At 46.8% G+C, this 24,987-nt stretch carries 25 protein-coding genes; 15 read left to right on the plus strand and 10 right to left on the minus strand.

Going from position 1 to position 24,987, the window contains the following annotated elements; all coding sequences use genetic code 11:
- Nucleotides 1-24: 24 nt before the first annotated feature.
- Nucleotides 25-1,905, minus strand: coding sequence for a DNA helicase RecQ (gene recQ, locus TCA2_RS13035; RefSeq protein ID WP_047912060.1), 1,881 nt, complete (start codon nt 1,903-1,905; stop codon nt 25-27).
- Nucleotides 1,906-2,192: 287 nt separating this feature from the next.
- A complete protein-coding gene (locus tag TCA2_RS13040; RefSeq protein ID WP_047912061.1) occupies nt 2,193-3,035 on the minus strand; it encodes a MetQ/NlpA family ABC transporter substrate-binding protein in 843 nt (280 codons plus the stop codon).
- Nucleotides 3,036-3,242: 207 nt separating this feature from the next.
- Here TCA2_RS13040 and TCA2_RS13045 point away from each other — a divergent pair, with 207 nt between their 5' ends.
- Together TCA2_RS13045 and speD are read left to right on the plus strand one after the other, a co-directional pair.
- Nucleotides 3,243-4,277 carry an RluA family pseudouridine synthase gene (locus tag TCA2_RS13045; protein ID WP_047912062.1) on the plus strand — a complete coding sequence of 345 codons (1,035 nt, stop codon included), beginning with the start codon at nt 3,243-3,245 and terminating at the stop codon, nt 4,275-4,277.
- 173 nt (nt 4,278-4,450) lie between these two features.
- The gene (gene speD / locus TCA2_RS13050) at nt 4,451-5,323 is read left to right on the plus strand and encodes an adenosylmethionine decarboxylase (protein WP_047912063.1); all 873 of its coding nucleotides are present in this window, start codon (nt 4,451-4,453) and stop codon (nt 5,321-5,323) included.
- Between the two features lie 69 nt (nt 5,324-5,392).
- On the opposite strand, the gene TCA2_RS13055 is transcribed toward speD, so the two are convergent.
- On the minus strand, nt 5,393-5,728 hold the full coding sequence (locus tag TCA2_RS13055) for a hypothetical protein (protein ID WP_047912064.1): 336 nt from the start codon (nt 5,726-5,728) through the stop codon (nt 5,393-5,395).
- Between the two features lie 213 nt (nt 5,729-5,941).
- Between TCA2_RS13055 and TCA2_RS13060 the strand changes: the two genes are divergently transcribed.
- From TCA2_RS13060 to TCA2_RS13075, 4 genes are all read left to right on the plus strand, one after another.
- Nucleotides 5,942-6,385, plus strand: coding sequence for a MarR family winged helix-turn-helix transcriptional regulator (locus TCA2_RS13060; protein ID WP_238546385.1), 444 nt, complete (start codon nt 5,942-5,944; stop codon nt 6,383-6,385).
- A 22-nt stretch (nt 6,386-6,407) separates the two neighbouring features.
- Complete coding sequence (locus tag TCA2_RS13065) at nt 6,408-7,160, plus strand: SDR family NAD(P)-dependent oxidoreductase (protein ID WP_047912066.1); 753 nt, start codon at nt 6,408-6,410, stop codon at nt 7,158-7,160.
- Nucleotides 7,161-7,185: 25 nt separating this feature from the next.
- Nucleotides 7,186-7,944, plus strand: a complete 759-nt coding sequence (locus TCA2_RS13070) for an SDR family NAD(P)-dependent oxidoreductase (protein WP_047912067.1) — start codon at nt 7,186-7,188, stop codon at nt 7,942-7,944.
- 139 nt (nt 7,945-8,083) lie between these two features.
- Nucleotides 8,084-8,644 (plus strand): GNAT family N-acetyltransferase, encoded by a 561-nt coding sequence (locus TCA2_RS13075; RefSeq protein ID WP_047912068.1) that lies wholly within the window; start codon nt 8,084-8,086, stop codon nt 8,642-8,644.
- A gap of 106 nt (nt 8,645-8,750) precedes the next feature.
- Here TCA2_RS13075 and TCA2_RS13080 read toward each other — a convergent pair whose 3' ends face one another.
- Entirely contained in the window at nt 8,751-9,038 is a 288-nt protein-coding gene (locus TCA2_RS13080) for a GNAT family N-acetyltransferase (protein WP_047912069.1), read from the minus strand.
- Between the two features lie 197 nt (nt 9,039-9,235).
- Entirely contained in the window at nt 9,236-10,300 is a 1,065-nt protein-coding gene (locus TCA2_RS13085) for an NAD(P)-dependent alcohol dehydrogenase (RefSeq protein WP_047912070.1), read from the minus strand.
- Nucleotides 10,301-10,528: 228 nt separating this feature from the next.
- Here TCA2_RS13085 and TCA2_RS13090 point away from each other — a divergent pair, with 228 nt between their 5' ends.
- From TCA2_RS13090 to TCA2_RS13105, 4 genes are all read left to right on the plus strand, one after another.
- Nucleotides 10,529-11,209 carry a GntR family transcriptional regulator gene (locus TCA2_RS13090; RefSeq protein WP_047912071.1) on the plus strand — a complete coding sequence of 227 codons (681 nt, stop codon included), beginning with the start codon at nt 10,529-10,531 and terminating at the stop codon, nt 11,207-11,209.
- A gap of 22 nt (nt 11,210-11,231) precedes the next feature.
- Nucleotides 11,232-12,329: a mannonate dehydratase gene (uxuA, locus tag TCA2_RS13095; RefSeq protein WP_047912072.1), complete on the plus strand. Its 1,098-nt coding sequence runs from the start codon at nt 11,232-11,234 to the stop codon at nt 12,327-12,329.
- Nucleotides 12,326-13,189 (plus strand): SDR family oxidoreductase, encoded by an 864-nt coding sequence (locus TCA2_RS13100; protein ID WP_047912073.1) that lies wholly within the window; start codon nt 12,326-12,328, stop codon nt 13,187-13,189. The genes uxuA and TCA2_RS13100 overlap by 4 nt, the downstream gene beginning before the upstream one ends.
- Before the next feature lie 237 nt (nt 13,190-13,426).
- The gene (locus tag TCA2_RS13105) at nt 13,427-14,314 is read left to right on the plus strand and encodes a VCBS repeat-containing protein (RefSeq protein ID WP_052511976.1); all 888 of its coding nucleotides are present in this window, start codon (nt 13,427-13,429) and stop codon (nt 14,312-14,314) included.
- A 230-nt stretch (nt 14,315-14,544) separates the two neighbouring features.
- Here TCA2_RS13105 and TCA2_RS13110 read toward each other — a convergent pair whose 3' ends face one another.
- Entirely contained in the window at nt 14,545-15,498 is a 954-nt protein-coding gene (locus tag TCA2_RS13110; protein ID WP_047912074.1) for a glycoside hydrolase family 43 protein, read from the minus strand.
- A 320-nt stretch (nt 15,499-15,818) separates the two neighbouring features.
- Between TCA2_RS13110 and TCA2_RS13115 the strand changes: the two genes are divergently transcribed.
- The 3 genes from TCA2_RS13115 to TCA2_RS13125 all read left to right on the plus strand — a co-directional run bounded on the left by TCA2_RS13115 (nt 15,819) and on the right by TCA2_RS13125 (nt 18,182).
- Nucleotides 15,819-16,736, plus strand: coding sequence for a transcriptional regulator (locus TCA2_RS13115; RefSeq protein ID WP_047912075.1), 918 nt, complete (start codon nt 15,819-15,821; stop codon nt 16,734-16,736).
- 217 nt (nt 16,737-16,953) lie between these two features.
- Nucleotides 16,954-17,724 (plus strand): threonine/serine exporter family protein, encoded by a 771-nt coding sequence (locus TCA2_RS13120; RefSeq protein WP_047912076.1) that lies wholly within the window; start codon nt 16,954-16,956, stop codon nt 17,722-17,724.
- A gap of 23 nt (nt 17,725-17,747) precedes the next feature.
- Nucleotides 17,748-18,182 carry a threonine/serine exporter family protein gene (locus tag TCA2_RS13125; RefSeq protein WP_177178656.1) on the plus strand — a complete coding sequence of 145 codons (435 nt, stop codon included), beginning with the start codon at nt 17,748-17,750 and terminating at the stop codon, nt 18,180-18,182.
- A gap of 154 nt (nt 18,183-18,336) precedes the next feature.
- On the opposite strand, the gene TCA2_RS13130 is transcribed toward TCA2_RS13125, so the two are convergent.
- Nucleotides 18,337-18,843 carry a GNAT family N-acetyltransferase gene (locus tag TCA2_RS13130; RefSeq protein ID WP_047912077.1) on the minus strand — a complete coding sequence of 169 codons (507 nt, stop codon included), beginning with the start codon at nt 18,841-18,843 and terminating at the stop codon, nt 18,337-18,339.
- A gap of 247 nt (nt 18,844-19,090) precedes the next feature.
- Here TCA2_RS13130 and TCA2_RS13135 point away from each other — a divergent pair, with 247 nt between their 5' ends.
- Complete coding sequence (locus TCA2_RS13135) at nt 19,091-19,471, plus strand: hypothetical protein (RefSeq protein ID WP_047912078.1); 381 nt, start codon at nt 19,091-19,093, stop codon at nt 19,469-19,471.
- Nucleotides 19,472-19,575: 104 nt separating this feature from the next.
- On the opposite strand, the gene TCA2_RS13140 is transcribed toward TCA2_RS13135, so the two are convergent.
- On the minus strand, nt 19,576-20,451 hold the full coding sequence (locus TCA2_RS13140) for an SDR family oxidoreductase (RefSeq protein WP_047912079.1): 876 nt from the start codon (nt 20,449-20,451) through the stop codon (nt 19,576-19,578).
- A gap of 155 nt (nt 20,452-20,606) precedes the next feature.
- Nucleotides 20,607-21,791 (minus strand): sorbosone dehydrogenase family protein, encoded by a 1,185-nt coding sequence (locus TCA2_RS13145; RefSeq protein ID WP_047912080.1) that lies wholly within the window; start codon nt 21,789-21,791, stop codon nt 20,607-20,609.
- A 206-nt stretch (nt 21,792-21,997) separates the two neighbouring features.
- Between TCA2_RS13145 and TCA2_RS13150 the strand changes: the two genes are divergently transcribed.
- Nucleotides 21,998-23,089, plus strand: a complete 1,092-nt coding sequence (locus tag TCA2_RS13150) for a Xaa-Pro peptidase family protein (protein ID WP_047912081.1) — start codon at nt 21,998-22,000, stop codon at nt 23,087-23,089.
- Nucleotides 23,090-23,226: 137 nt separating this feature from the next.
- Here TCA2_RS13150 and TCA2_RS13155 read toward each other — a convergent pair whose 3' ends face one another.
- Nucleotides 23,227-24,624, minus strand: coding sequence for an L-cystine transporter (locus TCA2_RS13155; protein ID WP_047912082.1), 1,398 nt, complete (start codon nt 24,622-24,624; stop codon nt 23,227-23,229).
- Nucleotides 24,625-24,987: the final 363 nt, after the last annotated feature.

Consider the following 24,987-nt stretch of genomic DNA (forward strand, 5'->3'; position numbering starts at 1 on the left):
GGTTAATGTATAATTCATTATCGTCTAAAAATCATAATCATCATAAGGCTCGTCCACAGAACTACCGCCCTGATTCAGGAAGAAATCGAGGAACGGCTGTCCGTATTTCTTGAATTTCACTTCCCCGACCCCTTTTATCTTCAGCATGTCACGTTCGCTCTGCGGACATACCACACTCATCTCGCGCAGTGTCGCATCATTGAAAATAATATAAGAAGGCACATGCTCCTTCTCCGCCAGCTCCCTGCGAATCAGCCTTAGCTGTTCGAACACCGTTTCATTAACGGCCGAAGGTGATGTATCCCGGCTCACACGACTGCTTCTGCTGCTGCGCGATGAGGCGGTTGACGCACTTACGCGGGCGACACGCTGCATCACTTCACGCTGTCCCTTGAGCACTTCCACTGCCAGCGGCTGCAATCTTACCACAGGGTATTGACCCTCAGATAAGGTAAGATATCCTTCGGATACCATCACGTTAATGATCTCCGATATTTCCTTCTCCGAGCGATTGAACATGACTCCATGCGTAGGCAGCTGATCGAATCCATACTCCAGCACCTTCTTGTTCCGCGACCCCTTCAGCACCTGAGATACCATTGTAATGCCAAACCGTTCACGCATCCGGTGTATGCAGGAGAAGATCTTCTGCGCGTCAACAGTCATGTCGATGAGTTCCCGGTCGTCCGTACATGAGCTGCATATGCCGCAGCCTGTTCCATCATGAACCTCACCGAAATAGTCCAGCTGTGCGCTCCTGAGACATTTGGTCGTATAGCAGTAATCGATCATCTGCTGAAGCTTCCGGTAGTCATTCCGCTTCCGATCCTCATCCTGGAATTCACCCTGCTCAATCAGGAATTTCTGAGTCATGATATCCTGCGCGCTAAACAGGAGAATACACTGACTCGGCTCACCGTCCCGCCCTGCACGTCCTGCCTCCTGAACGTAGGCTTCCATATTTTTCGGCATATTGTAATGAATGACATACCTTACGTTACTCTTGTCAATCCCCATGCCGAAGGCATTCGTAGCGACAACGACTCTTATATCATCGAATAGAAAAGCCTCCTGGCTCGCCGCACGTTCGTCATCCGTCATGCCGGCATGGTAACGCCCTGCTGCAATCCCCGCAGATTTGAGCCGGCTGTACAGATCATCTACATCCTTACGGGTTGCCGCATAGATAATGCCCGCCTCATCCGCATGCTCGCGTGTGTAGTCCATAATATATTCCTTCTTGTTCTCGCCGCGCAGTACCTGCATCGCCAGATTATCCCGTCCAAGTCCGGTTACGAAGGTTTCAGGCTCGCGAAGCCGAAGCAGCTCCAGAATATCATCCATCACCGCAGGCGTTGCCGTCGCTGTGAAGGCAGCCACGATCGGCCGCTGAGGCAGATAATCTACAAATGGCGCCACCGCCAAATAGCTCGTCCGAAAATCATGTCCCCATTGAGAGACACAGTGTGCTTCATCGACAGCAACACAGGATATGGGCAGTGCCGCCATCTCATCCCGGAACCAGTCCAGCTCAAGACGCTCCGGAGCAACATATAACAGCTTCAGCTCTCCGCGCTGTGCCGCCCGAATCCGGTCATTCACTTCACGTCCAGTCAGTGTACTGTTGATATATGCAGCAGACACGCCCATGGCAAGCAGAGCATCCACCTGATCCTTCATTAGGGAAATAAGAGGTGACACCACCAGAGTGAGACCGGAATGCAGGAGCGCCGGAATCTGATAGCATATCGATTTACCGCCGCCTGTCGGCATGATACCGAGGGTATCATGTCCTCTCAATAAGCTGTCTACTATTTTCTTCTGGCCTTCCCGAAAGTCGGGATAACCGAAGTAAGTCTGAAGCAGCTCGCGTGCCTCATCCATTGTTCTTTCTTGTATACTCATTGCCGTTACTCCTCACCGTCTTTCTTGATAAGAGAACATCACCTGTTCGTATTCAGCTTACATCTATCCAGAATGAATGAACTATAGCGTTAGTTTTACGATCTCAATCTATTTAGTGTACCGAACATCCCTGCTCTACATCAAGATGCCTGGTGGATTTCATTTCAGAATTGCTTCATTTATATGTAGATTGATCCTAAAACGCAAAAAAAGGAGGTCATCTCATTGAAATGACTTCCTTTTGTCGTTCTATACCCACTCAGGTTAACTTCTGCTCATAGATTGAATTAATCTTCCATCCATTCCGGCTCATCATAGCCTGGGAAATGCTCATCCAGCAGCTTCCTAAACTCGGTGGACTGAAAATGCTCCTTCAAGCTGCGGGCAAAGTTAGTGCCTTGATCCTTACTGCGCACGACCAGCTGGTCCAAGAATTGACCTGGAACATCCTCAACATCAAGTGCCTCCTGCTCTGTAAGGCCTGCATCGACAGCAATATGCAGCGGGGCAGCAATAAGTGCTTCGTTCTTGATTCGATCGGAGAGCTGATCGATGGGTGCCTTTTCGAACTTCAAATTTTTTGGATTATCCGTGACATCTGTCTCTACAGACATCTCAGATAATGAAGCGCCTTTGCGGATGCCAATCAGATTCTCGTCCTCCAGCATCATCAGGGCACGGCTCTGCATCAAGGGTTCCTCCGGAATAATTACCGTCGTACCATCTGCAATCTGGTCATCGTCCTTGAATGTATTCGAATACAGCGCAAGCGGCTCGGTCGGAACACTGGTTAACGTCGTCAGCTGCTCCTTCCGATTATCCATGAATGTATTGATATACGCATCGATCGAACCTTCAGCAAGCTTCGTCGCTGCCTCTGATGGGTCTGTAATTTCTGTGACCTGTAAGGTGTAGCCCTGCTTCTCAAACAGATCCTTGATCGTTTTGTCGATAAATTGCTTGCCTGCACCTTCAGTCCCGGCAATCACAATTTGCTGATCCTCATCGATATTTTCCTTGCTTATGTCGTTGCTGTTCTCCTCTACCAAATGATCACCACAAGCGGCGAGCAGCAAGCTAAGTACAGCGAGAAGTGCTAGTAGATGAAACTTCTTTTTCTTCATGTTCATGATGTCTATTCTCCCTTTTCTTCATACTCTTATAAGATTTCATACTTGAGCTCATTCTATGCATCATCATTTTACCACGAACAACCTCCACAACCCAGGCGATTCCGTGCAAACTTTACCTCTTGTGTGGTATATTAACCAGGATATCAAGAACTAAACGCTTGATGGATTTGCCGTATTTTTAACCGAACCAGGAGGCCTTAAGGCATGCGAAAAAAAACGAATTATCAAGGTACAGAGGATGACTACAGCAACCGTCCACCGTCAGCCTCGAACACCAGATCACATAAAGGCAGCAAAGGACAGGCTTCAAGCTTCAAAGGATCAGCCAAATCCACTTCGAAAAAGCCTGCTTCGATTCCATCGGTGCCTGTCAAGAGCTACATCGTCCAAGAAGACGCTGAGCTGCTCCCCTACCTGCTGGCGAACTTATCCAATAAAAGCCGTAATTCAATCAAGGCACTATTGTCCCGCGGTCAGATTTCCGTTGATGGAAAGACGATAACGGCCTTTAATCATCCATTAACCAAAGGGATGACCGTAGCAGTAGATCAGGAGAAAAAAGAAGAAGCACCTCCCCTCATCGGCCTGACGATTCTGCATGAGGATGAGGACATTATCATCGTAAATAAGGATTCTGGCTTGCTGTCTGTAGCTTCCGACAAAGAACAAGAGCTTACAGCCTATCGTCAGCTGACGGCCCATGTACGTGTATCGCATCCGGCTAACCGAATCTTTATCGTTCATCGCCTTGATCGGGATACCTCAGGAGTGATGATGTTCGCCAAGAGCGAAGCCATTCAGCAGTCTCTCCAAAATGCTTGGCGTGATGCGGTCGAAGAACGAACCTATGTTGCGCTTGTGGAAGGTAAGGTCAAGCAGGAGCAGGGCACGATTACCTCCTATCTAAAAGAAAGCAAGACACTCAAGATGTATTCCACTCCCTATGCAAATGATGGGCAGAAGGCCGTTACTCATTTCAAAACACTGCAAACCAGCAACGACTATTCATTGCTTGATATTCAGCTCGAGACCGGGCGCAAGAATCAGATCCGGGTTCATATGGAGGAACTGGGACATCCGGTTGTCGGTGACAAGAAATATGGCGCTAAGGGACGAGGCATCGGCCGACTTGCGCTGCACGCCAGAGTGCTTGCCTTTACTCATCCGGGGACAGGGAAGCAAATGCGGTTCGAAACACCGATTCCCAAAGCTTTTCTCAGACCTTTTCCACCAAAGTGATCTCAGCTGGTAGCATTATACCGTTTCGCATCCACCTTATGCGATTAGTGAAATGGATTCCTTCCAACACCATATTTACTTATGCTTCCTCTTTAATTCCCAGCTATTCTGGGTAAAGTATGTACAGGACTGTACATGTTACTAGCGATACTCGGGACAGGAGGCAAGCATTCATGGCACTTACACCAGAACAGCGCATTGAGCTGCACGGGTTCAACAATCTGACCAAATCCCTCAGCTTCAATATGTATGATGTGTGCTACACCAAGACCAAGGAAGAACGCGAAGCTTACATCGAATATATTGATGAACAATATAATGCAGACCGCTTGACACAGATACTGACGAATGTATCCCATATTATTGGAGCGCACGTGCTTAATGTGGCGAAGCAGGACTACATCCCTCAAGGGGCAAGCGTAACACTACTCGTCTCGGAAGGTCCAGTAGGCGATGCTGAAGAAGAATCGTTCGAAGAGTCACCTGGTCCGCTTCCGGATCATGTGGTGATGCATTTGGACAAGAGTCATATTACGGTTCACACCTACCCGGAGTTCCATCCCTATGAAGGAATCAGTACCTTCCGAGCTGATATTGACGTATCCACTTGTGGAGAGATTTCACCGCTGAAGGCGCTGAATTATCTCATTCATTCGTTTGATACGGATATCATGACGATCGATTACCGTGTACGCGGATTTACCCGTGATATTGATGGGAACAAGCTGTTTATTGATCATGACATCAGCTCCATTCAGAACTACATTCCATCCAGTATTCAGCAGCAATTTGATATGATTGACATCAACGTGTATCAGCACCATATTTTTCACACCAAATGCAAACTGAAAGAATTTGATCTCAACAACTATTTGTTCGGTTATACGAAGGACAAGCTGAGTGCAGAGGAACAACAGGAAATTACGGAACAGCTCAAAACAGAGATGGACGAAATTTATTATGGCATCAATATGGATGCCGGTGTCATAGACGAGAATGCAGAAGAGGATTTTATATACCAACGGGCAGTCGATATGGATACATGACATTGAGCAAAAAAAGGACAGCATCGCCGAAAGTCTAGGAATTTCGGTGCCTGCTGTCCTTTTTATATTTTAACCACGCAAGAACCTCACAGCAAACTTGGCGGCTTCATGCACCTCTTGCACAAAAGCTCTGTTTTCCTTCTCCCACTCCTGCTCATCGTCCAAGGCAATTTCCTCTATGAATTCGTTTAACAGCTCAGCCAGCTCTTTTTTGCCAGGGGCTTTGCCAGCGCCTTTACCTCTAAGCAGCTTGACTACAGAGCGAACGACGCCAAGACTCTCTTTAATGTAGGGATATTCGTCATGATCCCAAGCCTTCGGGTTGTCCATATCCAGAAATACAATCCATTGATCAAGTAAGTCGGCTGCTTTTTTAGATGTCATTTGTACCATAATATTCTTCATTTCTCTCCTTCAAAGTTTCCTTGTCCTAACGATAACCGTTGATTATGAAAGTAGCAAGTTCCGTTTGACAGCTCTTGCATATATCCGCGCACCGAGTGGAAGTATAAACCAAGTTGACGTAGGACTCCTTTTTATTTAAAATAAAGTTGTTAAGAGGTATTAACATTTAATATATTTAAACAAATTTGCAACAGGACTTGAGGTGATTGATTCGTGAAACACGAATTACTGTCTAAACTAATGAGCGGCTACATGACGAACTTTGTGGTGAAATATGCCAAGATTTTGGACAACGATCTCACCTCCTCGCAATACTTCATCCTCCAAACTTTGGCTTGGGAAGGTCCTCAGACTTCAACCTATTTCGCAGGACAGCTGGATGTAACCATGCCGGCAATTACGAATCTGACCAATAAACTCGTCAATAAAGGGTATATTGAGCGGCGGAGTGCTGAATCCGACAGACGTAAGGTTATACTGCATATTACGGATCAAGGGATGGCCTTCGAACAGAAAATGCTGGATAAGTACAAGGAGCTTACGGATGGATTATGGTCCGAGTTCTCAGAAGAAGAGATGGATCTGCTTATCGCTTCGTATCAGAAGATGCTTAAGCATTTGAATCAACCAAAGGACCCATCTCAGTCTGACAATTAAATTAATTTAGGAGGAACATATCATGGGAAGATTAGATAATAAAGTAGCCATTATTACAGGTGCAGCCGGCGGTATGGGTAAGGCAGACGCGCTTCTTTTTGCTAAGGAAGGGGCTAAAGTAGCCATTACAGACCTTCAGGAAGACAAAATCCAGGAAGTTGTAGCCGAAATTACAGCAGCTGGCGGAGAAGCGATTGGATTCAAGCATGATGTTACGTCCGAAGAAGGCTGGATCAACATTGTGAATGAAACCGTTACCAAGTTTGGGAAGATCGATATTCTTGTCAATAACGCTGGTGTGTCCAACGCGACTCCTTTTTTGGATCTTACGGTTGAAGGATTCGAAAAAACCATGTCCATCAATGTGACCAGCATTTTCCTAGGTCAGAAGTATGTCATTCCACATATGATCGAAGCTGGGGGCGGCTCCATCGTGAACATCTCTTCGATCGCTGGTCTGACAGGCGGCAGCGGCGCAGGTCCATATACTGCAAGTAAAGGCGCTGTGCGGATGCTGACCAAGGCGACGGCAGTGGATTATGCGAAGCACAATATCCGTGCCAACTCCGTTCACCCGGGTTATATCGAAACACCGATGACTGTCGATATGTTCAAGGACGAGCGCATGACACAATGGTTCCAGTCTCAAACTCCGCTCCCTCGTCTTGGTAAAGCAGAGGATATCGCTAACGGCGTATTGTTCCTGGCATCGGATGAATCCTCCTATATTACTGGAGTGGAGCTGCCCATCGACGGAGGCTATTTCGCAAAATAATTCTACGTAAAGGGAGTGTTCAATAATGTCTAATGATAAACAAATCGCAGTCATCACAGGCGCTGGAAGCGGAATCGGCAGAGCGAGCAGTGTCCAGCTTGCGAAGGACGGTTATACCGTTGTACTCGTCGATTATAATACGGAATCCGGAGAAGAGACGCTTCGTCTGATCAAGGAACAAGGCGGCGAAGGTATCTTCGTTCAGGCCGATGTTTCCAAGAGTGAGGATGTACAGAACTATGTGAATGAAGCTGTTCAAGCCTTTGGACGAATTGACTTCTTCTTCAATAACGCCGGAATTGTACAGAAATTCTCCATGTTTGATGATATCGAGGAAGCTGAATTCGACCGCATCATGTCGGTTAACGTGAAGGGCTGCTTCCTTGGGATGAAATATGTTCTGAAGGTAATGAAGGATCAGGGAAGCGGACATATTCTCAATACCGCTTCTACAGCTGGAATTCGCAGCGAGCATAGTGCGGCTGCCTATTCTGCAAGCAAGCACGCGGTTGTGGGACTTACCAAATCCGCCGCTATGGAATATGTCAAAAAAGGAATCCGCGTGAATGCTATTTGCCCAGGCGGAGTAAACACTGCCTTGACGCAAAGTGTTGCTGCATCATTCCAGCAAGGCGGGTATGTTCCTGAAGAGCTGTCCAATATGAGAATGGGACGCCCTGCGGAGTCGAACGAAATCTCCGGTGTCGTCTCGTTCATGGCATCACCTGCCTCCAGTTATATGACAGGCTCAATTGTAACGGTGGATGGCGGCCTCACTCTTTAATTTTGTGCATACTTCGTATAGATGGCTGTATCTGCATTAAGCAGGTGCAGCCTTTCTTCGTGTATGCTAAGAGATTCTGCAGCTAAAATAGACTATAATAGAATGTGTGTTGTTATTACGAGAGGAGTGCTGAGTAGACATGGATTATACTTCGAACCCGAACAACTGGTTCCATGGAAATAAGGTTCGGCTTGCCGCAGCGATTCAGCAGGATGCGCAAACACTTGCAGGTTATACAGAAGACTATGAATATTTGAGGAATTTGGACACGGATTATGCGGTTCCACAAACGGTTCAGGAGAATGAACCTAAGAGTGCACGGATGGATCACGGTGTTGAATTTATGCTGCGTACGATTGATGAAGACCGCCTTATCGGCTTTGTCGCCCTGCACAGCATCGAGTGGAACAATCAGTCGGCGAGACTTGCCATCGGTATTGGCAAGGCAAAGGACCGCAACAAAGGATACGGCAGCGATGCACTTCAGCTCATATTGCGCTATGCTTTTTACGAACTGAATCTGAGCCGGGTCAGTCTGGATGTCATTTCGTATAACGAGATTGCCTATCATGCCTATAAGAAGGCCGGTTTCGTGGAAGAGGGGCGCATGCGCCAAGCCGTTCTGCGCGGAGGTCAGAAGTACGATCGAATCATGATGGGCCTGCTGAGAGAAGAATGGGTAGCTCGCCAGCCATCCTGATCCCCCATGAGACTCCAGCCATTATGCGATATTAGAAAAAGATAGATACAGCATATTCGGTTATATGCCATATCTATCTTTTTTTTGGTTTGCTTCTACCCGTTAATTAAACCAGCACATCCTGCAACTCTGTATGCTTATCCATCGCACTGCTGGCAAAAGAACACATCGGGACAACCTTTAACTCATTGTCTCGTGCATATTGGACGACTTGCTTCACCAGGTCAACTCCCACGCCTTCACCCCGAAGCTCTTCTGACACGAAGGTATGGGTAATCATGATGACGCCCGGTCCCTCCCCGCCTTCACTTCCTGGCTCAAATCCGATCGTCGCCGCCTTCTCGCCATTCTGCTCTACGTAGAATTCATTGGCTCCCTGCAATATTTCGCTCATGATATGCATCTCCTCTCTATGTGCGTCTCTCAGACGATCGTGCATTTAAACATTCCTACATACTTCTTACACTGCTTCATCTAAAAATGACGCACGATCTAATGATTTACATAGCTTGCCAAGATTCTATGAAATTTATAATGAAATTGTTTTGATTCAAAATCCGCCTATCCGCCATTTTTCTGCGATATAGCCGGTTAATTGTCCATCCCATTCGGGTAAACCATGATCTTAAGACTCCCACTCTTATTATGAATAGCCCGCTCCATTGCCTCCTGAGTCTCTTCCAAGGCATAGCGGTCGGTAATGAGTGTGTCTACTGGAATATCACCTGAAGCAAGGAACTTGATCCCATCCGGATAAGTGTTCGCATAACGGAATACACCGTAGATGTCGATCTCATTATCTGCGATGAATGGAACGTTCAGCGGAATTTCATCCTGAGCTGGAAGGCCGACAATGACGAGCCTGCCCCCGCGGCGCAGTGAAGACAGCGCTGAACTCAGTGCCCTTGGACTCCCTGCGGTCTCCCAAGCTGTATCTACACCGATTCCACCGGTAAGCTCTTTGATCTTGGCATTGGCATCCACTTGCGTTACGTTAATGGCATGTGTAGCTCCCAGCTCAAGCGCTGCCTGAAGCCGAATATCCTCTAGATCGGTAACGATAATCTGGCTCGCACCGAAGGATTTGGCTGCAGCTACCGCCATCAGGCCGACGGGCCCCATCCCCATAATGGCAACCGTCCCGCCAGGCTTAAGCTGACAGCGATTCGCAGCATGAATTCCTACTGAGAACGGCTCCACAAGTGCCGCTGCTTCATAAGATAGCTTATCCGGAATGGGAAATACGAAATCCTCCCGAATCGCTAAGTACTGAACGAACGCACCGTCTATAGGAGGAGTCGCTAGAAATTCAACATCAGGACAGAGATTATATCTGCCCTCTTTACAATAACGGCATCTGCCGCAGGTTACTCCAGGCTCAATAGCTACGCGGTCTCCTGTCTTCACACGCTTCACAAGATCCCCGGTCTCTACAATAATTCCTGCACATTCGTGTCCCAGTATAATCGGCTTCTCTACAACGAATCGCCCAATTCTGCCATGCTCATAATAATGCACATCTGAACCGCACACCCCAACCGCCATAATCTTGACAAGCACCTCGTTGGGCTTCACCTCTGGTATAGGCAGCTCCTTGAGCTCAATGTGACCTGGCTTCTCCATAATTGCTGCTTTCATTAACTTTACGTTCTCCATATTAGGCACTCTCCTTGGTCATTTGAATTGAAAGGAAATAAAATGAACGCGGTTACATAAATTACGGCTCGTTACTCCCAATAATCAGGTAGTACAGCTAAATATCACAGCTCATCTAACCTGACCCACTACTTATTTCCAAATTTTCAGTGGCAAAAAAGAGATCTTCCTCTTTCATACTACCATACTTGTATGGTAGTATGGTGAAGAAATGAGGTGAAATTTTAAATGGATTTACATATTCGTCCTCAACCGACTTCGACAAGAGAAGCCGTATACGACGCTTTGAAGGACCAAATCTTGAATTTTGACCTCATTCCGGGAACAAGCATATCCGAGAAAGAAATTGCATTAGCTTTTAATGTCAGTCGTACACCTGTACGAGAGAGCTTTCTCAGACTGGCTGGAGAAGGACTGCTTGATGTGTATCCCCAGCGCGGTACGATGGTATCTCTTATCGACCTATCTCTCGTTGAGGAGGCCCGCTTCATGAGAGAGCAGCTGGAATGCGCTGTCATAAGCCTTGCGTGTCATCAATTCTCGAAAGTGGACATTGCTGAGCTTGAGCTGCTGCTTGTTAGACAGCGTGCTTCCATGGAAGCACAGGATAACAAATCCATGTTTGAGCTTGATGAAGCCTTTCATCGCACCTTATTTACAAGATGCAGCAAGAGTAATACTTGGGCAGCAATGCAGCAAATGAACGTCCATATGAATCGTATCCGCAAGCTGCGTCTTGCAGCAGATCATGACTGGCAGCATATTTATGATCAGCATCAGCAGATGGTCGATTCCATTTCCAGACAGGATGAGGAGCGTGCGGTAAATCTCATGAAGGACCATATGAACCTGGCGATTCATGATGAACGTTTCTTAAGAGAGAAATTTCCAACTTATTTTAAACCTTGACCAATGAAAGGTGGCTGCTAACATGAAAATGGTATTCCGCTGGTTTGGCGAAGGCAACGATACGGTCACTCTGAATCAAATCAGGCAAATCCCAGGTGTCGAAGGCATCGTATGGGCGCTGCATGATGTTCCTGCGGGTGAAGAATGGCCGATGGACAAAATTCTCGAGATCAAGTCTCAGGCTGAACAGGCCGGGCTTCATCTCGATGTTGTTGAAAGCGTGAACATTCATGAAGATATCAAGCTTGGTCTTCCCTCCAGAGATCTGTACATTGCGAATTATAAAAGAACGATTGAGAAGCTTGCACAGGTTGGCGTCAAAGTCATTTGCTACAATTTCATGCCCATCTTCGACTGGCTGCGGACAGACTTATACAAGGAAGGACCTGACGGGTCCACTGCTCTCTTCTATGAGAAAGCCCGAATTCATAACATGGATCCCTTTGATCTGGTTCATCAGATCAATCAGGATTCACAGCTCACAATGCCCGGATGGGAGCCTGAGCGGCTGAAGCATTTGACCGCGTTATTTGAGGCCTACAAGAATGTTACAGAGGAAGACCTATGGGCTAATCTGGAATATTTCCTTAATGAGATCATTCCCGTTGCAGAGGCCCATGACATAAGAATGGCCATTCACCCGGACGATCCGCCATGGTCCATCTTCGGTCTGCCGCGGATTATTACAAGTCAGGACAATGTCCGTCGTTTCCTCTCTATATATAACAGTCCGAACAACAGCATTACTCTCTGCAGCGGCTCACTCGGCGCAAATCCAGGGAATGATATCGTCTCCATGATTCACGAATTCAAGGACCGAATTCCATTTGCCCATATCCGCAACGTCAAAGTATTTGATAACGGTGACTTTATGGAGACCTCCCACCGTACTCAAGATGGAACGGTTGACATTACGGGAATCGTTCAGGCATACCACGACACCGGATTTACCGGATATGCCCGTCCAGATCATGGTCGGCACATATGGGATGAGAAATGCAGACCTGGCTACGGACTGTATGATCGTGCACTCGGAATCATGTATTTATGGGGACTATGGGACGCCTACGCAAGAATAAAAGAAGGAAATAAGCTGGAAGAGCAGGTGAAGAGCATATGAGCAGCCTAAAATCACAGCCACACCACGCAAGTCTTGCCGGAAAAGTAGCTGTTATAACGGGAGGCTCCGGTGTGCTCTGCCGAGTGATGGCGGAAGAGCTGGCAAGACAAGGAGCCAAAGTCGCCATCTTGAACCGAACGGTGGAGAAGGGAGCCGCAGTCGCGGATACGATTAATCAGAATGGCGGCACCTCCATTGCGGTAGCCTGCGATGTAACGGACGAACAGAGCGTGATTACAGCTGCAGACACCGTCGCACAAGAGCTTGGCCTCTGTGACATTCTGATCAATGGCGCTGGAGGGAATCGCCCTACGGCAATAACGACGAATGAGATTTTTCAGACGGAGGATCTGACCAGAGAGGATACCGTCTCCTTCTATGATCTGAAAGTCGAGGGATTTCGTGGCGTCTTTGATCTGAATATCGTAGGCACGCTGATTCCGACACAAGTATTCTCCAAACAAATGCTCGGCAGAGAAAGCACGACCATTATCAATATCTCATCTATGAGTGCTTACTCCCCAATGACGAAGGTTCCTGCCTACAGTGCCGCAAAAGCGGCGATCAGCAATTTCACGGAGTGGCTGGCCGTTCACCTCGCTGAGGCAGGCATCCGTGTCAATGCGATTGCTCCGGGCTTCTATCTCACGGAACAGAATGAGAAGCTGCTGCTAAATGAAGATGGAAGCTTGACTGAGCGCTCGAATAAGATTATTTCTCATACACCGATGCGCAGGTTCGGCAAACCAGAGGATCTGCTTGGGACATTGCTGTGGCTGGCTGATGAGAATGCTTCCGGCTTTGTTACAGGTACGGTCATCCCGGTCGATGGAGGCTTTAACGCCTACTCGGGTGTTTAGTTCACCCATCAGAACTTATTAATTTACTGCCTCAGGTCTGCGTCATGTACGCAGGCCTTTCTTCTCATTCCATGCATACAGTTCGTCATCTATAGTTTGAAATCTCTCTCTCCCAGACGAATCAGTCCAAGCTATCAAGCCGCAGGCCATTCATTCTCTGCATCTCATGCGTGTATAGGTATTCACCTATTTCGGTGATGTCACATAGGCTAGAAGAAAAATGGAGGAATATCAAATATGCGTTTCAACGAACATTCAGCTTCACTCTACCGCCCGCAGCGGCTATGTCCAGATCCATATTATCCCTATCCTACTCCTTGCGGCCCTGTACCTTATATGATGCCTGGACCATTCCCGTATGTTAGAAATCAAGTGACTTCTTACTCTATGCACTCATACTACGGGCATCGAGCCCCATTCCAGCAGCATTCTTCTCCGATTACAGCTGATTTTACGGGAGACGGTATTCAGGATACGGCCATGCTCGCCTGGAACTACAATGCTGAGGACAGTCCATTTGCGACAGATATTACACTTATTATCCAAAATGGTGCCGGTGGTCCTGCCTTCCAGTATCAGCTTCCCGAGAGCTCGGGTTATAGTCCGACCCTATTTGCCGGTGATTTTGATGGAGACGGTGTTTCGGATCTGTTCATTGCCATTCAATCCGGCGGCTCCGGTGCTCTGACTTATAACTATTTATATTCCTATCACGGCGGTGTGCTAAAAGAGCTGTTCAACTCAGATCGATATAACAGTGAATATAACTATCGCGTAGATTATTTAGATAACTACAGGCTTCAGGTGATAAGTGAGAATAACGGGAAAAGATATCTGATCGATATATCAGATCGCGGAGCTGAGTATTTATCTGCGATTTATAACGAGAATGGAACACTGAAGCAGCCGCTCCAAGGCGATGTGCTGCCTGTAAGTGGCGTATACCCGGTAGATTTCGATCAGGACGGCATATATGAGCTTCTCACTTTTCAGGGGATTATGGGGCAGTATAATGCAGATCGATTCGGCTATGTGCAGAACGCGCTGAAGTACCAGAATGGCCGCTGGACCCTGATGAATCAGTGGGTTGCCATCTATGGAGCGGATGTAAACCAAGACCGTTAAACTGTCTTATTCATGGAAAAAGCAAAAACAGCTAACCATTAGAATGAAATCCTCCATCATGGTAGAAGTAGAGTTTGTTAAATCAACTGTCTACTATGATGGGAGCATATCAGAAGCGTGGTTAGCTGTTCTGCTGTTGAATATTCTTAGTTGTCACTTTATTTTAGTGAATGTTAAATCTAAAGCTTGAATCGTCTTTATTATAAAGTCATTATTCGCTCGAATCACAATTAGTAGCTCGGCCAACCATTCGGCCAATTCAGGTCATTGATTAGCAGCTTAGGAGCCCCGTTGTCATCTGCATCATAGGCATGTCTCACAATAACATTCGTACTGTAGATATCCTGTCCGCCGGGTCCCTTCCACTTGACATTACCTGAATCAAGCACGGTACCCCCGCCATTCAGCATATTAACACCATTCTTGTCCACATACGGTCCAGTAATGCTGGTTGAGCGGCCATAGACGATTTTGTAAGTACTGTTGACGCCCTGACAGCAGGAATCGATTGAAGCGAATAAGTAGTAATAGCCATTACGGTAAACAATGCTTGGTCCTTCAATAGCTCCGTTGTTCGATGGTCTCGCAGCGATGGAATAGATGCTGCCTGTCGGCTTCATCGTATTTTTATCCAGCTTCGTGAGCTTGATACCGCTCCAATAAGAGCCGAAGGCAAGCCACGGTTCGCCGTTCGCATCAATGACGAGATTCGGATCAATGGCATTATAATTGTTAGACGTCGTGGTCCGGAGCACTAAGCCATCATCTCTCCACTGCCCTGCACCTACACTGGAAGCGGATGCAAGACCGATCGCAGACTGGTTGGAGCCGAATGTCGAGATGGAGTAGTACAGCCATACTCTGCCGTTGTATTCTTGAATATCCGGAGCCCATACGTCGTTATGAGTTTGATTCGGTACATAAGTGCTCCACCAGGAAGGAGGACTCAGAAAGATCTGTGGGACCCGGTACCAGTTGGTGCCATTGTCCGATTTCAGCACCTGAATGCCCTGCCCTGTGGAGAACGTATACCAGCTGTTCCCTTCCTTGATGATGCTTGGATCATGCACCCCAATATCTCCTGTCAAATTCCAAAAAGCTGCAAAACCAGGTGAACTGAGTCCGAACACGGACACCGATGTAGCGAGCGCTGCCGTAAGCAGCCACTTCTTTAGCTTTTTCACTGAATATCACCGCCATGAATGGATTAGAGTCATTTAATTTAAATAAACTTAAACTATTTTAGACTCGTCAAGATTATAAAAGCGTTTACATTTTTCCGCAACTAAAATTTTACATTTTGTTCATATTTTTTAGTCGTGCCGCATCCTGTTCTCCTCTTTTGTTATTCTTTCATGTTGTTCGCATGGCAAAAATAGCTTAGAATGCAATTATCATCTATATTACATTATTACCATGGTCTGCTATTTTAGCGGGTCATCTAACGCTGCCTCACTACATAATCTACAAAACTCTCATTTTTTCGTGGAAAGGAATTCTACATATGATCTACATAAAAGATTTAATGTCCGGCATTCATATATTCAAGGCACTCAGCTCGGATGTCAGAATACAGATTATAGATATGCTGTCCAAGCATCAAAGTCTGAACCTGAATGACATTGCTACTAGGCTAAACCTGACAAACGGTGCCATTACGATGCACATCAAGAAGCTTGAGGAGAGCGGCCTGATCAACATCAACACTGCTGTCGGTAAGCATGGGATCCAGAAAATCTGTTATCTGAATGATGATAAGCTGATGGTCGATATACGAAGTCAGGATATACATAACCGATATGAAGCCGAAATCAAAGTCGGACACTACAGTAATTATAAGGCTCTACCTACCTGCGGCCTTGCTACGAAGGACAGCATCGTTGGCGATTTTGATGAACCGAGGTATTTTGCTGATCCCATGCGGATTGACGCTGAGCTGATCTGGCTGTCAGAAGGCTTCCTTGAATACCGAATTCCTAATTACCTCAAATCAAATGAGTCGTTCAAGGAGATTCAATTCTCGATGGAGCTGGGTTCAGAAGCACCCGGATTTAATAACAACTACCCTTCCGATATCTATTTCTATTTGAATGGAATTGAGCTGGGCTGCTGGACAAGTCCGGGGGATTTCGGAGATAAGCGAGGGGCATTTAACCCGGAATGGTGGCCGCCGCATCTGAACCAGTATGGCATGCTGAAGCTGATTCGAATCAACGAGGAAGGCAGCTATGTTGACGGATGCCGAATTTCAGATGTTACCCTGAAGGATATTGCGCTTGACTATAAGAGTGATATTCGATTCCGTATCGCGGTAACCGATCATCCTGTCAACAAAGGCGGTCTTACTGTATACGGCAAGCATTTCGGCAATTACAGCCAGGACATTCTGGCACGGGTATTGTATCATGTCGAAGGCGAATAATCATTTTATAATCGCATTTAGCTTCATAACGTCATAGAGGTCTGCAGCATTCGCGATGCTCATCATATCCAAGTCGCGATGCTGGCAGGCTTTTATTACTTGTATAAGAAGAGGTACCCTTAGTCTGCATTATAATGCATGTGGAAATAATGGAAGATATGATAGAATGGAAGTTCTGATTTGTCAGGAAAATGAATGATAAAGGATGCGTAAATAGATGGAACCATCGATAACAACAGATAAGAACAGCATAACGATGGAGATTATCGAGGTATGTCTGCTTGCCGGAAAAATCATGCTCCAGAGCGGAGCCGAAACCTATCGTGTCGAAGATACGATGATGCGGATCGCTTCTGCCTATGGAATGCCTAATTCCCACAGCTACGTTACACCAACTGGTATTATCTTCTCCACAGACGGTTTACAGCCAGCCAAGCTGATCCGGATCTCGGAGCGGACGACCGACCTGCATAAGGTAGCTGCCGTCAACAATGTTTCTCGTGCAATTGGAAGAGACGAGCTCAATCCTAGCGAAGCTTATCATCAGCTGAAGGATATTGAGAAGGAGTCGGTTCTGTACCGAGTTATCGCACGGACCTGCGCCGCTGCCCTGGCTAGTGGCTGCTTCACCATCATGTTTCAAGGCGGATGGACAGATTTTCTGCCCGCCGTATTATGCGGTGGTGTCGGGTACGCCGCAGTGAGCCTTTTTCAAAGGCTGTCACAGGTTCGCTTTTTCGCGGAATTCACCGCTTCATTTATTATTGGTCTTCTGGCTCTCGTCATGGTCCTCATAGAGGTCGGCAGCGAGCTGGACAAGATTATTATCGGCTCTGTCATGCCGCTCGTACCTGGGCTGGCTATTACGAATGCTGTGAGGGATCTGATGGCAGGGCATCTCGTGTCCGGGCTTTCCAAGGGGGCCGATGCTTTTCTGACGGCGTTCGCGATCGGTGCTGGAATTGCCGTCGTCTTCACTATTATGTAAATGAAAGCTGAGGTACGAACATCATGTTTATTCATATCGTGGAACAAGCTGTAACCAGCTTCATCGCTTCCCTTGCCTTTGGCATTATTTTTAACGCGCCTCGCAAAATGCTCTTCCCCTGCGGAATTGTCGGTATGCTCGGCTGGATCATATACGATATTATGGAACCTGGATATGAGGCGGTCTCCGCTACCCTGATGGCAACCCTGGTCATTGGTGTATTAAGCCAGGTCTTTGCAAGGCTCTACAAGCATCCGGTCATTATCTTCAGCGTAGCCGGCATTATTCCGCTCGTTCCAGGAGGGATGGCTTATAATGCCATGCGATATTTTGTACAGAACGATTATACGACTGCCGTGGAGCTTGCTGCCAAAGCGCTCATGATTGCAGGGAGCATCGCGGTCGGACTGATCTTATCCGAGGTGCTTAATCAGGCCTTCCGTAGGAAACAAGCCTAATACAGCGATATTAAAAAAAGAACTCGTTTGTCCTTCTAAGGAGTATACATCCGTATACCGCTGGACCCGAGTTCTTTTATATTTTGCAGCTACAGTGTGCAGCCAATTAAATGTATATTAGACGTAAACGAATATAAGAAAAAAGTGAATTGGATTAGTCCAATTTTTTGCCGAGAATGGCTAGATCACGCCTTACACCGTCCAGAACAGCGATCTCGGGATAGTAGCCCCACTGTTCAAAGCCGTATTTCTTCAATAATCGAAGACTTGGTTCATTGTGACCAAATACAAAGCCCAGCAAGGTTGTAACACCCAGCCGCGGACTATCCTCAATGACCTTCTCGATGAGCCGGCTCCCTGCTCCTGTCCCTCTGAAGGCTTCGTCAACATAGACGCTCACCTCAGCCGTACCGTCGTAAGCAGGTCTTCCGTAGAAGGAGCTTAAGCTGACCCAGCCTGCGATCTGTTCATCATACTTCATCACCCATAATGGACGCTTGTCCGGTGAATGCTCCTCAAACCAAGGTATACGGCTCTCAACCGTGACCGGTTCAAGATCAGCTGTGACCATTCTCCCTGCAACGGTTGAATTGTAGATCGCAACAATAGCGGGCAAGTCCTCTAGTTGTGCATAGCTGAATGTAATGTTCGGTTCCTTCACAGCTGTTATCCCCCACTAATATCATTTTTTAATGACTAGATTAACAGAGAAGACCCAGAATGATCAATAGAAAAATTCCAGAAGAGTCTCCAGCAGTGTTCAGCGGCTTAACTTGACTCATTAGAATGTGTAAGAAGATTTAATGCAGAGCTTATGACTTGAGCTTATCGAATTTATCAAGAACTATAAACTTTTTTCGAAGTCATGCGTCTATATTGGTAAGTACACTTAGGAAGGATGAAAGAAGTTGAAGACAAAAAAGAAGTGGCTTGTACTGTCGGGTAGTCTTGTTTTGGTACTGGCGCTTGGTATTTGGTACGTTCAAAGTTCTGATATTTTACTAGGATGGTCATCGCCATCTAAGCAACAAGAATATTACACAGGTACCGTTATTGAAATAGTTGAGGAAAATTCCACAATTGATGGAGATAAGGTACTTCATTCTATAAAACTTGACACTGGAGATGTGTTGACAGTAACCAAAAATACGATGTTCTTTGATCAAACAAGTGATGTCAAACGAACAGAATCCGATTTAGGTGTCATACAAGAAGGTGTTGAAGTCGAGGCATGGAGTAGACAAGTCAATAATCATATGTTTGAAGCATTTGAAATAACAGCGAAATAAGATCAATAAAAAACAAGCCTTTAAAAGCTGTTTTTTGTCTCAAGTTAGTTTTTATTCATTCATGATTAATGAAGAATAAATCGCAAATATTCAGCTAGATACCATCAGGCCATACGGGTCAGCTCCAGATCGTAAGGCAGCCCGGTCTGCTCTGCACTCCAGTTCCACAGGAACTGGGATGTCGCCTCATCCATTGCATGAGGCTTCAGCTCCTGAACCTTCTCCTCATAAAAATACTCGCCTGTAACCCCTTTCACTTCGGGTCGAATCGCTAGATAGATTGCAGTCCTTGCCCCTTCCTCCGGCGAGAGGAAAAAGGGGGTTTTCGCCAAAAAGGCCATGATCTTCGTACCGAAGCCCGTATTGCGATTAACCCCAATGCTGGTGCCTACTGCCCCTGGATGAAGTGCATTGACTGTAACGCTTGTTCCTTCCAGTCGGTAGGCCAGTTCTCTAGTAAACAGCACATTTGCCAGCTTGGACTGGCCGTAACTCTTCACCACGTTAAATCCCTTTGTCAGATGCGGATCTTCCTGATGGATTTTGCCAAATTTATAGGCACCTGATGCCACATTAACGACTCTTCCTTCAGGTGCATGTAATAGACTCGGAAGCAGCAGTCTTGTCAGTAAATAATGGCCTAGATGATTCACGCCAATCCCCATTTCAAACCCGTCCGATGTTTCCTCTCTCTTCAGAGAAACCACACCTGCATTATTAATAAGCACATCCAGCTTCTCATGGACTGATTGGAATTGTTCAGCAAAGCGGCGGATGCTGCTCAAAGAGCCCAGATCAAGTAACATCAGCTCAATCTGCTTTGAGCCTGTTGCGGCTATAGCTTCATTCAGCGCTTTACGTCCTCGCTCTTCGCTTCGGCATGCCATGATAACATGATACCCTTGCAGTGCTAATTCAATGGTTGTCGCAAGGCCCATGCCGGAATTGGCGCCAGTTACGATAGCTGTTTTTGATTTCATTGGCTAATCACCCTTTCAGCAGGAAACATGCAGCTGTTGTTCTAGTTACAGGCTTATATAATAAGGTCGATGATCGATGGATAACAATTCAATTGATTCATACTTCCTATATCATACCTTATAAATATTTCAAAATAAAATAGAGGGATAAGCCATCACTCGGCAGGCTTCAATGCAATGATTCGATCATCCTCTTCGGCTGGATCTCCTCTGCCATCCCTGTTGCTCGTCAGCAGGTAGAGCGTTCTATCTGGACCCTCACTCACACTCCGAATCCGGCCCCATTCGCTCTGGAACAGCACTTCTAGCGAAGGCTCCTCACTTGCCCCTCCATCTTCATCCAGCTCAAATTTAAGCAGCGCCTCTCCCCGAAGTCCCCCTGCAATGAGCGAGTTCTGCCAAGGACCTTGCGTTATGAACGTCATTCCCGATGGGGCCCACGTATCGGTTCCACTGTGAATGAGCGGCGAAGTCATTCCCTCCTCCTCTTCATCACCCTCAATCAGCGGCCATCCATAATTCGAGCCCTTCTCTATGACATTCAGCTCATCATAGTTCGATTGTCCGTGCTCTGAGCTGTACAGCTGCCCTGTATCTGGATGCCAGGCAAGACCCTGCGCATTCCGATGTCCAAGACTATATACGGCGGAATCGTTTATAGGATTATCATCAGGTATTGAACCATCGCGGTGGATACGGAGGATTTTGCCCCCAAGGATTGTTTCATCCTGAGCCATTGCAGGCTCATATCGTTCCCCGGTCGTAATATATAGCATCCCGTCGGGTCCTATCTTTAGACGTCCCCCGTTATGATTCACGCCGCCCGGTATGTCAGCGAGCAGCACCTTGTCAATCGTGGCCTCTTGACCCGTCAGCTTAAGTCTAAGCACCCGGTTTAGAATGTCTTGTCCCTCACGGTAAGAGTGATATACGTATACATATTGATTCGACTCAAATTCAGGGTCCACCGCAAGCCCTAACAGGCCGCCTTCACCTTCATCTGCAAAAGGAGCCTCAAAGGCCAGCACCGGCTCCTCCACCACCTGTCCATTCTCTATCATACGCAGCGTGCCGGGTCTTTCCGTAAACAGCATTCGGCCATCCGGTAAAAAATCAAGCTCCCACGGTACATTAAGTCCGGCAGCCAAGGTCGTGATTTCATAAGGAAGTGTATTCCCTTCTTCCTTTTGCTCTTCTGAAGCAGACTGTTCCGTCTGATTATCCGAAGTTCCCGGTACAGGAGTGTCTGGTCCAGGCTCTTGAGCGGTCGGATTGGAACACGCAGCGAGTGCCAGCGTCAAGAGACTGATTCCTGTCATCATCAAGTACTTCTTGTTCATACTTCACTCTCCCTAATCTCCAATATTTTCAAATATTACCCTCTTGGATACTTCACCAATCCGCAGCGCAGAAGATAGACCTTTCTCCGGTATTATTGGTGTCCCTGTTTGTTTTTTGGGTTTTTGCTTCATAAGCTTTATAATATATAGCGATAAAGAAACTTAAGGATATTTTATAATCCTAATATAAAGGCGGGGGAACTCTCATGACAAATCAACCCATTACTTTACTAGAGCAGGCCATATCGGAGCAAGGATACGACTGTGCGCTGATTACAGATCCTAAGCATGTCTATTATTTGACTGGATTTGCAAGCAATCCACATGAACGCTTTCTCGGTCTGCTGCTGGTAAGAGGAGAAGAACCAACTCTGATCGTACCAAGCCTCGATGAAGACGCGGCGGCTGCAGCTTCCTCTGTGAAGAAGATTGCGACCCATCAAGACACGGACAACCCGTATCTCATCCTGCAGAAGTATCTTCCTCAGCATATTGAAACGATGGGCGTTGAAAAAGAAAACCTGTCGATCGCTCGTTACGAGGAGCTCGTTCAATATGCCAATGCCAAGAGCTATGCCGATGCAGGTCCGTTGCTGCGCAAGCTGCGTGTTCGCAAGGCGCCGCATGAAGTGGACCGGATGAAGTTTGCTGCCCAAATGATTGAGGAAGTGCTGAAAAGAGGTCTTTCCCATGTGAAGGAAGGCGTAACGGAAATCGAGCTCGTAGCAGAAATGGAATATCAAATGAAGAAACTCGGTGCTTCGGGTCCTTCTTTTGACACCATGGTGCTGTCGGGACCTAATACGGCTCTTCCACATGGCGTTCCAGGCACTCGCAAGCTGCAATACGGCGATCTGCTCATGTTTGATATGGGGGTATATGCGAATGGATATGCTTCTGATATTACCCGTACGTTCGCTTTTGGCGAGCTGTCACCTGAGCTGACGAACATATATAATACGGTTCTTGCAGCCAATCTGAAGGGGATTGAAGCCGTTAAGCCAGGCGCAACCCTCGCTTCTGTAGACCTGGCAGCAAGACAAGTGACCATTGATGCAGGATACGGCGAACGCTTCCTCCATCGCCTCGGTCACGGACTGGGTATCGATGTGCATGAATATCCATCCGTGCATGGAGCGAATCAGGAGCTCTTGACCGAAGGGCTGACCTTCACCATTGAACCCGGCATCTATGTACCAAATCTCGGGGGAGTACGAATTGAGGATGAAGTCCTCGTGACAGCAGATGGGGTGAAACTTCTAACCAGCTACCCGAAAGAGCTTCAAATATTGGGTTAAGCTTCGTGCTTCGTTATATAGAAGTCGAACTGCCCTAGATCTCTTCGTACCATTTGTGCAGGTTGAGTCTATAATGTAATCAAAAAAAGAGTGCGAGTCCCTCGGTTTTAGCCAAGGGCCCGCACTCTTTATTTATTTTATGCTTCTGTTGGTGCATCTAATTCCGTGTTCGGACGATTGAAGGTATCCCGATCATTCTCATTCAGGAGCTTGCTCGTAATGAGACCGGAGGTCATTGAACCATTAACGTTCAGCGCTGTACGTCCCATATCAATCAGCGGCTCCACAGAGATCAGAAGTCCGACCAGTGCAACAGGCAGGTTCATGGTGGAGAGTACGATCAGTGAAGCAAACGTCGCTCCGCCACCCACACCAGCTACACCGAAGGAGCTGATCATAACAACCAGGATGAGTGTTATGATGAAATCCCAGCTGAGCGGATCAATGCCTACTGTTGGAGCAATCATCACCGCAACCATCGCGGGATAGATCCCTGCACAGCCGTTCTGGCCGATCGTTGCGCCAAAGGAAGCAGACAGATTCGCAATACCTGCGGATACACCCAGCTTCTTCGTTTGCGTCTCCACGTTTAATGGAATGGTTGCCGCACTCGAACGAGATGTAAACGCGAAGACCAGCGTGGTCATTACTTTTCTGAGGTACGCTACCGGGTTGAAACCAAATACGGTAACGAGAATCAGATGAACTACAAACATCAGCAGCAAGGCAACATAAGAAGCGATAACAAACTCGCCGAGCTTCAATATTTCCTGCGCATTTGTCGTTGCGGTAACCTTCGTAATCAGCGCCAGGATACCGTAAGGTGTCAAACGCAGCACTAGAGTTACAATACGCATGACGACAGCATAAAGGGCGTTAATGATTTTACGGAAAGTATCCGCCTGCTCAGGCTTCTTGCGATCCAGTCCAAGAACGGCAATACCGACAAATGCAGAGAAGATAACGACCGCAATGGTCGAGGTGCTGCGTGCACCGGTCATATCCTCGAACGGATTGCTAGGAATAAATTCAAGCACTTGCTGTGGAATGGTCATATCCTCTACATCAACGAGCTGCTCTTCGAGCCTTTGAGTTCTCGCTGTTTCTGCTTCACCGCTCTCCACATTAATGCCTTCCAGGTCGAAGGCAAGTGTAACCCCAATACCGATGCTTGCCGCAATGGCTGTGGTGATCAGTAGTGTACCAATAATCGAGAAGCTCATCTTCCCGATATTCTGATTACCCTTCAAATTCATAATGGCAGAGATGATGGATACCACAATCAGTGGAATGACGATCATCTGCAAGAGGCTTACATAGCCGGAACCGACGATACTGAACCAGTCGACACTCTTCTCTATGGTTCCCGAGCCTGCCCCGTAGATCAGCTGAAGCAGTATTCCGAATACAAGCCCCAAGCCCAAACCCGTAAATACACGCTTCGTAAAAGATATATGCTTCTTCTGCATCCAATACAGAAGGCCAATTAACACTAGCATCACTGCTACGTTAATGATTACCTGCAATGTTTCCATTCGAATTGCTCCCTTCCAAATAGCTAAAATATGCTGTCCCCTTATGTAACGATTTATATATAAATATTCTTAAGGGTTGGTAACTATCTTACAGCATATGTTACTATAGCATAAACCCGACTATTCGGGTAGACTTTTTTTAAATAAATTTTAAAGTCACTTACTTATTCTCATACCCCATCCTATATCAGTGTCTGCTGGCAGCTATGCTTAGGATGGATTATACAGATTTGGGTTATACCTTTTTCTTCGAAAATCGCATAATTATCTATAACCAGCAAAGGCTGTAATCATAACTTTTTTATAATTATGTCCACAACAAAAAAAGCCGAAGCTGCTCATAAATGACAGCTCCGGATTCTT

This window comes from Paenibacillus sp. TCA20, assembly GCF_000732325.1.
GTDB lineage: Bacteria > Bacillota > Bacilli > Paenibacillales > Paenibacillaceae > Paenibacillus > Paenibacillus urinalis.

Bases quoted from the DNA above. Each gene is read 5' to 3' on its own strand.
- recQ (WP_047912060.1), bottom strand. From the start codon at position 1,905: ATGAGTATACAAGAAAGAACAATGGATGAGGCACGCGAGCTGCTTCAG.
- TCA2_RS13040 (WP_047912061.1), bottom strand. From the start codon at position 3,035: ATGAACATGAAGAAAAAGAAGTTTCATCTACTAGCACTTCTCGCTGTA.
- TCA2_RS13045 (WP_047912062.1), top strand. From the start codon at position 3,243: ATGCGAAAAAAAACGAATTATCAAGGTACAGAGGATGACTACAGCAAC.
- speD (WP_047912063.1), top strand. From the start codon at position 4,451: ATGGCACTTACACCAGAACAGCGCATTGAGCTGCACGGGTTCAACAAT.
- TCA2_RS13055 (WP_047912064.1), bottom strand. From the start codon at position 5,728: ATGAAGAATATTATGGTACAAATGACATCTAAAAAAGCAGCCGACTTA.
- TCA2_RS13065 (WP_047912066.1), top strand. From the start codon at position 6,408: ATGGGAAGATTAGATAATAAAGTAGCCATTATTACAGGTGCAGCCGGC.
- TCA2_RS13070 (WP_047912067.1), top strand. From the start codon at position 7,186: ATGTCTAATGATAAACAAATCGCAGTCATCACAGGCGCTGGAAGCGGA.
- TCA2_RS13075 (WP_047912068.1), top strand. From the start codon at position 8,084: ATGGATTATACTTCGAACCCGAACAACTGGTTCCATGGAAATAAGGTT.
- TCA2_RS13080 (WP_047912069.1), bottom strand. From the start codon at position 9,038: ATGAGCGAAATATTGCAGGGAGCCAATGAATTCTACGTAGAGCAGAAT.
- TCA2_RS13085 (WP_047912070.1), bottom strand. From the start codon at position 10,300: ATGGAGAACGTAAAGTTAATGAAAGCAGCAATTATGGAGAAGCCAGGT.
- TCA2_RS13090 (WP_047912071.1), top strand. From the start codon at position 10,529: ATGGATTTACATATTCGTCCTCAACCGACTTCGACAAGAGAAGCCGTA.
- uxuA (WP_047912072.1), top strand. From the start codon at position 11,232: ATGAAAATGGTATTCCGCTGGTTTGGCGAAGGCAACGATACGGTCACT.
- TCA2_RS13100 (WP_047912073.1), top strand. From the start codon at position 12,326: ATGAGCAGCCTAAAATCACAGCCACACCACGCAAGTCTTGCCGGAAAA.
- TCA2_RS13105 (WP_052511976.1), top strand. From the start codon at position 13,427: ATGCGTTTCAACGAACATTCAGCTTCACTCTACCGCCCGCAGCGGCTA.
- TCA2_RS13115 (WP_047912075.1), top strand. From the start codon at position 15,819: ATGATCTACATAAAAGATTTAATGTCCGGCATTCATATATTCAAGGCA.
- TCA2_RS13120 (WP_047912076.1), top strand. From the start codon at position 16,954: ATGGAACCATCGATAACAACAGATAAGAACAGCATAACGATGGAGATT.
- TCA2_RS13125 (WP_177178656.1), top strand. From the start codon at position 17,748: ATGTTTATTCATATCGTGGAACAAGCTGTAACCAGCTTCATCGCTTCC.
- TCA2_RS13140 (WP_047912079.1), bottom strand. From the start codon at position 20,451: ATGAAATCAAAAACAGCTATCGTAACTGGCGCCAATTCCGGCATGGGC.
- TCA2_RS13145 (WP_047912080.1), bottom strand. From the start codon at position 21,791: ATGAACAAGAAGTACTTGATGATGACAGGAATCAGTCTCTTGACGCTG.
- TCA2_RS13150 (WP_047912081.1), top strand. From the start codon at position 21,998: ATGACAAATCAACCCATTACTTTACTAGAGCAGGCCATATCGGAGCAA.
- TCA2_RS13155 (WP_047912082.1), bottom strand. From the start codon at position 24,624: ATGGAAACATTGCAGGTAATCATTAACGTAGCAGTGATGCTAGTGTTA.